The 7,406-nt window shown below is 33.9% G+C and carries 4 protein-coding genes and 1 pseudogene; 4 read left to right on the top strand and 1 reads right to left on the bottom strand.

The annotated features are described in order from the left end of the window. Positions 1-268 precede the first annotated feature (268 nt). The 3 genes from IBX42_RS10580 (at position 269) to IBX42_RS10570 (ending at position 5,025) form a co-directional block, all read left to right on the top strand. Entirely contained in the window at positions 269-1,738 is a 1,470-nt protein-coding gene (locus IBX42_RS10580) for an ATP-binding protein (RefSeq protein WP_294932716.1), read from the top strand. Between the two features lie 193 nt (positions 1,739-1,931). Then, entirely contained in the window at positions 1,932-3,854 is a 1,923-nt protein-coding gene (locus tag IBX42_RS10575; protein ID WP_294932714.1) for a DEAD/DEAH box helicase, read from the top strand. Further along, positions 3,847-5,025 carry a GIY-YIG nuclease family protein gene (locus IBX42_RS10570; protein WP_294932712.1) on the top strand — a complete coding sequence of 393 codons (1,179 nt, stop codon included), beginning with the start codon at positions 3,847-3,849 and terminating at the stop codon, positions 5,023-5,025. Before IBX42_RS10575 ends, IBX42_RS10570 begins: the two co-directional genes overlap by 8 nt. Before the next feature lie 30 nt (positions 5,026-5,055). Here IBX42_RS10570 and IBX42_RS10565 read toward each other — a convergent pair whose 3' ends face one another. Continuing rightward, positions 5,056-6,285: a hypothetical protein gene (locus tag IBX42_RS10565; RefSeq protein ID WP_294932710.1), complete on the bottom strand. Its 1,230-nt coding sequence runs from the start codon at positions 6,283-6,285 to the stop codon at positions 5,056-5,058. 395 nt (positions 6,286-6,680) lie between these two features. On the opposite strand from IBX42_RS10565, the pseudogene IBX42_RS10560 reads away from it, so the two are divergent. Beyond that, positions 6,681-7,353, top strand: a pseudogene (locus tag IBX42_RS10560) (IS3 family transposase); the annotation flags it as partial. Between the last annotated feature and the right edge of the window lie 53 nt (positions 7,354-7,406).

The raw sequence follows: 7,406 nt of genomic DNA, 5'->3' as shown, positions 1-7,406 counted from the left end.
AGTGAAATAAGAATGTTGCTTTAAGTGGTCTTGACAAATGGGGACGTTATAATTATTAGATTCTGCAATTAAAACTATCTCATATAACGTGAGTGAATCTTTAGATAAAAAACATGGAGATGGAACTATTTTAAAAGAAATAGTTACAAATATTAAAGATGTTAAAAATTTACTTTTTAAAAAATAAAGATAACGATATTGAAAGCAAAAATAAAAATATTTAAAAATGGAAGGAATTAACTAAAATGAACTTAAAAAGTGAGCTAATATGAGCATAACTAGAAGTAACGACTATATAATATCTCTTATCAAAGAGCTACTCAAGCAACCGAATGAGACAGAATGGCTAGAGTTTAAGCATAACAATGATGATAAAGAGATGATAGGTGAATATATAAGTGCTTTATCAAACTCAGCAGCACTCAATAGTAAAACAAATGCATATATGATATGGGGAGTTGATGATGCAACTCATAAAATACTCGGAACTACATTTAAGCCATCAGTTACCACAAAGGGTAATGAAGCATTAGAAAACTGGCTGTTAAGACTTCTAACCCCAAAAATAGATTTTAAATTTTATGAGGTGACGATAGATGAAAAAGAGGTAGTTTTACTAGAAATAGCACCTGCCAATATAAACCCTGTTACATTTAGCGGGGTGGAATATATACGGCTAAATTCTCACAAAAAGAAGTTAAAAGAGTTGCCAGAAAAAGAGAGAGAACTGTGGAGGGTATTTGACAGAGTTCCTTTTGAAAAGCAGATAGCAGTAGATAATTTAGATGACAGTGAAGTTTTAAATTATTTAGAATATACAAAATACTTTGAACTATTAAACTTGCCATTACCAGAGAATAGACAAGCGATTTTAGAGAGTTTAATAAATGATGACCTCATAAAGAAAACAGAAAATGGGAAATACTCTATAACAAACTTAGGTGCTATCCTTTTTGCAAAAAATTTAAATAGCTTCAGCAACCTAAAACGCAAAGCTATTAGAGTTATACAATACAAAGATAATACAAAATTTGAAACCATTAAAGAGAGAGAAGGCAATAAGGGATATGCAGTTGGATTTGAAGGCTTAATCGATTATATAAATAATATATTGCCTTCAAATGAAGTTATCAAACAGGCATTTAGAGAAAACATAAGAATGTATCCTGAGCTTTCAATTAGGGAGATAGTAGCCAATGCTATTATTCATCAAGATTTTTTTCAAACAGGAAGCTCTGTAATGATTGAAATCTTTTCAAATCGCTTTGAAGTGACTAATCCTGGGACACCACTTGTTGATACAGATAGATTTTTAGACTCTCCTCCAAAATCACGGAATGAAGCTTTAGCTTCTTTTATGAGACGAATCGGTGTTTGTGAAGAGAGAGGAAGTGGTATTGATAAAATAGTAATGCAAAGTGAAATCTATCAACTTCCTGCTCCTATATTTGAAACGACAAATGAGCATACAGTAGCAATATTATTTGCTCATAAAGAACTAAAAGATATGGATAAATCGGATAAAACACGAGCTTGTTACCAACATGCGAGTTTAAGATATATTCAAAGAGACTATATGACCAATACTTCTTTAAGAGAAAGATTTGCCATAGATAAGAAAAATATTTCTATGGTCTCAAAAATCATAAATGAAACACTCAAAGAGGAAAAAATCTTTATATATGATGAGAGTGTTGGAACTAAAGCAAGAAAGTATATCCCATGGTGGGCAAAATGATCTCAAATTTGCTTCACCGTTGTTTCATTGATAACTTAAGTTTTACTGAAAATAGATACAAAACAACCTATATCAAGGCTTTCTCTGCAATAAATTTGCTTGATGCTTGTTTGACTATAGGTAAATTTATGAATAAAAAATACCACACGCATTCAGATCCAATATAAAATAAAGCAGATATAAAGAGGTTAAAATGACAAACATCATAGAAGTAAATTACGCTCAAACAGGCGAGAGTAAAAAAATAAACAGTTTCGGCATGAGAGACATGCAAGAAAAAGCTTTTGAAGCTAGAAATGAGCGATACTTGCTGCTAAAAGCGCCGCCTGCTTCTGGTAAGTCGAGAGCTTTGATGTTTATTGCTTTGGATAAACTTTATCACCAAGGTTTAAAAAAAGTTATTGTTGCTGTTCCTGAGAGATCAATTGGTGGTTCGTTTGGCACTACTGATTTGAAATCAAACGGTTTTTTTACCTCTTGGGAGCCGAATCCTCTTTACAATCTTTGTACTCCCGGTGGAGAAAAAAGCAAGGTGGGAGCTTTTAAAAAGTTTATGGCGGGTGACGAGCAGATACTTATTTGCACTCATGCAACACTAAGATTTGCCTTTAAGGAGCTTGATGATGCTAAGTTTGATAACTGTTTGTTGGCTATTGATGAGTTTCATCATGTTTCAGCTGATGGAGAAAATCAGCTAGGTGAGCTACTAAGAAGTGTCATACCAAACTCAACAGCTCACATAGTCGCTATGACTGGATCATACTTTAGAGGTGATAGTGTACCGGTACTCCTGCCAGAAGATGAAGCAAAATTTACAAAAGTGACTTACAACTATTACGAACAGTTAAATGGCTATGAGCATCTAAAATCTTTAGGCATCGGTTATCATTTTTATCAAGGAAGATATACAAGTGCTATAGCTGATATTTTAGATACTGATAAAAAGACGATTTTGCATATACCAAATGTAAATTCTGGAGAATCTACAAAAGACAAGCACAAAGAGGTAGATACTATTCTTGATATCATAGGGACAGTTGAACAAAGCACTGAAGATGGGATTATTATAGTAAAAAGAGCAAGTGACGGGAAGCTTTTAAAAGTGGCAGATTTGGTTAATGACGATCCTAAAGTTAGAGAAAAAGTCGTAACATACTTGAGAAATATCAAAAGTGTCGATGATATGGATCTCATCATAGCTCTTGGTATGGCAAAAGAAGGATTTGACTGGCCATTTTGTGAGCATGCTTTAACTGTGGGGTACAGAAGCTCTTTAACCGAGATCATTCAAATCATAGGACGAGCTACAAGAGACAGCGAAAACAAAACTCATGCGCAATTTACAAACTTAATAGCTCAACCAGATGCGCAAGATGTAGAAGTAAAGCTCAGCGTAAATAATATGCTTAAAGCAATTACAGCTTCACTCTTGATGGAGCAAGTCTTGGCGCCAAACTTCAAGTTTAAACCTCGATTTGAGAACGATAGCGAGCCAAATCAAAAAGGTGAGCTCAAAATAAGGGGTTTTAAACCACCATCTAGTAAAAGAGTTGAGAGCATCATCGAATCAGACCTCAATGACTTAAAAGCTGCTATCTTACAGGATGACGTGATGATAAAAGCGATCCCTGGAAATCTTGATGCAGAGGTAATTAATAGAGTACTAATACCAAAAATCATCAAAGTGAAATATCCTGATTTAAATGAGAGTGAAATTGAAGAGTTACGACAGCAAGTAGTTGTAGATAGTGTTGTGAAAAATGGACACATTATAGAAAGTGGAGATAAAAAATTTATCAAGATGGCAGATAAATTTGTCAATATAGATGAATTGCATATTGACTTAATTGATCAGATAAATCCATTTCAAAAAGCTTTTGAGATTTTGTCAAAATCAGTTACTACGCATGTGCTTAAACTCATTCAAGAGAGTATTGAAGCTACAAGGATAGAGATGACTCCTGAAGAAGCTGTAATACTTTATAAAAAAATCCCGGCATTTAAAAGTGAACATGGAAGAATGCCGGATATTGGCAGTAGAGATTTTGCAGAAATGAGAATGGCACAAGCGCTTATCTTTCTCAATAAACTAAGACGAGAGAGAGCAAATGGCTGAGTTTTCACTTGATGAGATTTTAGCAGATGATCCTCTTGAGCTTTTAGGTGAAGCAAGAGCAAAAGCAAAAACTTTAAATGAAGACGATAGGCTTCTTGTCAGTTTTGAAGAGATCAATGCTTTTATAGAGCAAGAAGGGCATGAGCCTAAAAAATCGGCAAATATGAGTGAGAGAAATCTTTTTTCAAGGCTTGAAGGTATAAGACAAAATCCCGAGAAAATTGAATTTCTCAAGCCTTATGATAGCTTCAATATCTTGCAAAAGGTAGAAATAAACTCTATAGATGATATTTTAAATGATGATGTTTTTGGATTGCTGGAGAATGAAAACAGTGAGGATATATTTACTTTAAAGCATGTTCCAAAAAATAGTGATATTGTAAAGCCTGATTATATTGCGACAAGAAAAAGCTGCAAGAATTTTGAAAAATACGAACCTTTGTTTAAGGAAGTACAAAATGATTTGAAAACAGGGAAGCGGGCATTAGCAAAATTTGAAAATGAGCAAGAGATTTATGAAGATGAGTTCTATATTTTAAAAGGAGTGATGGTTTACGTTGCTTCAAAAGGGCGTTTGGTCAAAAAAAATGGCAAAACAAATACAAGGCTGTATTGTATTTATGAAAACGGCACCGAATCAAGTGTGCTTATGCGTTCACTCTCAAGAGAGCTTTATCGAGACGGTAAGCGTGTTTCGCGTCATGAAGATAAACTGCTTGAAAATTTACAGATGATTAGCAAAAAAGATAGCAAAAGCGGCTATATTTATATATTAGAGTCTCTAAGTATAGATGATAAAATCTCTTCCATTAAAAATTTATACAAAATCGGCTACTCAACAACAGATGTAAAAGAGAGAATAAAAAATGCCATTAATGAACCGACATATCTAATGGCACCTGTTAGAATTGTAACTGTTTATGAAGCTTACAATATGAACACACAAAAGTTTGAACAACTCATTCATAGATTTTTTGGAAAAGTTTGCCTAAATGTGGATATCTTTGGAGACGATGGAAAGCGATATACTCCAAGAGAGTGGTTTATACTACCTCTTGATATTATTGAGCAGGTGATTGAACTTATTATAACCGGTGAGATAGTAAATTACAGATATGATGAAAAAAATGAAGAGTTGGTTTTGATCAATACTCCTCATTCGATATATTAATAAAAATTATGCAAAAGACAGTAATTTAAATTAAAGTTTTTCATTTTTCAAATCAAGTACGACTTGCGAATACTCAGCAAGCTCTCCGGTAATATTTTTGTGCGACCAATTAGTTATATTTCTTTGGAACGTAACGTTTCCTTTGACAAATGTAATATTTTCAATAAAATAAATATTCCCTTTGTAATAACGATAGAAATCATAGCCTCTTTTTTTGCCATAATTTGTCTCACAAATATAAAGCAATCCATCAATGAGACCATAGGCATTAGGGTCTGCGTAGTGAATCAGATCGATATCTCTGAGATGCACATAAAGCTCTTCCATGTCAAGGGTTTGTTGATTGTATCTGGCAAGCAGAAATTTAGCGTTTACGATCTCTTCAGGAAAATTATCGCGATCTTTAATAATATTAAAAAGCGGCTTTGGATTATGCACATCAGCGCCGGCAATCAAGCCTATCCTAAAATCACCTTCTTTATCCCGAAGCGCGTCTCTCTCTAGGTGAGAAGCGTAAACATTGAAGCCATTCTTGTCTTTAGTGTTTCTTGAAGAAACAGTCTCTTGCTTGTTCTTATTTTTATCGGCTTGAGGTTTTTTCACTTCAGACGTTTTTACAGCCTTACTGTTCTTTGCTTTTACGGGCTCGACACTAACACCTTTAATGCCCGCCGCAAGCGACTTTAGTTTAGGTGCAATATCACTAAAGGTTTCTCTCTTAGATACCGTAACATACTCTAGTCCGCCGCTATTACCACGAAGAACGAGTTCTTTTTTCTTTACATCATACTTTCTAATAGTATGAACTTTAAAAAACTCTTCTCGCTGCTCGTGGTAATATTTTTTCATAAAAGCTTGATAGTCGTCAAATGAAACCTTTACATTTGATCCAAAGACCGCAGAAAATTGAATTTTTGCAGAAGCAGGGTAAAGCAATAGAGCCTCTTTTATCTTATGAATTTTTAAAACAAAAATCCTGTTTTTGCGATATAAATCATACTCTTCTTTAAGGTTTTCATTCAAAAATTTAAAATAAGTGGTGTCACTTACTGAGGACTTTTTATTAATAGTGTTGATAAGGTAGACTTGGTCACTCACCGTAAAAAGATTATCAAGTAAATCAATAATTATCTCGGAGATGGAGTTTAAAAAGTTCATTGCAGGACGCTTGCGTGCACCTCGTTCAAGAGGATTTCTAGCATCTTGCGCAATAAGCTTTCGCGCTTTTGCAATAAATTTTTTAATATCTTTATCAGTCATTTTACACCTTGTTTTTTTCATTTTTTATCTACTTATTGCACTATCGAAAGGCTTCAAAATCAATAAATAGCATGAATTCTAAATTATGAAATAATTAATTTAAAAAATTATTTTCGATTAAAAATTATTCCTTAATCATGACATGTTAACCACAAAATGTCAAGTTATTTTTTGGCCAAAATACTCCTAATTTTTTTGTCAAAAAGTGCGAAAAAAATACACCCAAAAAAGGTATGTTTTTTAGGGTAAGCGAGTTTGCCATTCTGCCGTACAAATTTCTATCGTAATTTATACATCAAATGACACCTCGTTTTCTACACAAATAGAGATAATTTTTGTAAACCAAAATATCATCTATTGATTCCGAAAAACTGTCTCCGTATTTAAACTATTTTCCTAATGAAAAACGTGATGATGCTGTGATTGAGATTTTAAACAACCTGGCACAAAAGCACCCTCGAAACGGTTTTAAGAAGCTCTATTTTCGCATTCGCAATAAAGGCTACCCTCTGGAATCACAAGAGAATATATCGTGTATATAAAGCTTTAGAGCTTCATATACGACGTAAAACTAAACATCGTCTGCCGACAAAGGTTCAAACTCCATTAGAAGATTTATATGCAATCAATCATGTTTGGTCGATGGATTCCATGAGCGATACGCTGTGGCACGGCAAACGATATAGATTGCTCAATGTTATCGATGAATACAATCGTGAGTTTTTAGACGTAGAAGTCGATACATATCTGCCGGCTAGAAGAGTCATTTATGTACTAGAGCGTATCTGTGAATGGCGTGGCTATCCAAATACGATTCGTGTTGACAATGGTCCTGAATTTATATCCACACAACTTGAACTTTGGTGTAGCAGCCACAATATTTTTTTAGATTTTATAAGACCTGGAAAACTGACTGAAAATGCTAGAGTAGAACGATTCAACAGTAGCTTCAGACGAGAATGTTTAAACTGTTACATCTTTGGTTCACTCGGCGAAGTAAAAGAAATAGTGCAAGAGTGGATGATTGATTATAATCATCATCGACCCCATGAAGCTTTAGGCAATTAACCCCAATAATTCCATACCAAATTAGACAACAAGCCAACTTGCTCTATAATTAG

This window comes from Sulfurimonas sp., assembly GCF_014859695.1.
GTDB lineage: Bacteria > Campylobacterota > Campylobacteria > Campylobacterales > Sulfurimonadaceae > Sulfurimonas.
The sequence above is the reverse complement of the archived record's forward strand: the minus strand, read 5'-3'. Positions and strand labels throughout refer to the sequence as shown.

Bases quoted from the DNA above. Each gene is read 5' to 3' on its own strand.
- IBX42_RS10580 (WP_294932716.1), top strand. From the start codon at position 269: ATGAGCATAACTAGAAGTAACGACTATATAATATCTCTTATCAAAGAG.
- IBX42_RS10575 (WP_294932714.1), top strand. From the start codon at position 1,932: ATGACAAACATCATAGAAGTAAATTACGCTCAAACAGGCGAGAGTAAA.
- IBX42_RS10570 (WP_294932712.1), top strand. From the start codon at position 3,847: ATGGCTGAGTTTTCACTTGATGAGATTTTAGCAGATGATCCTCTTGAG.
- IBX42_RS10565 (WP_294932710.1), bottom strand. From the start codon at position 6,285: ATGACTGATAAAGATATTAAAAAATTTATTGCAAAAGCGCGAAAGCTT.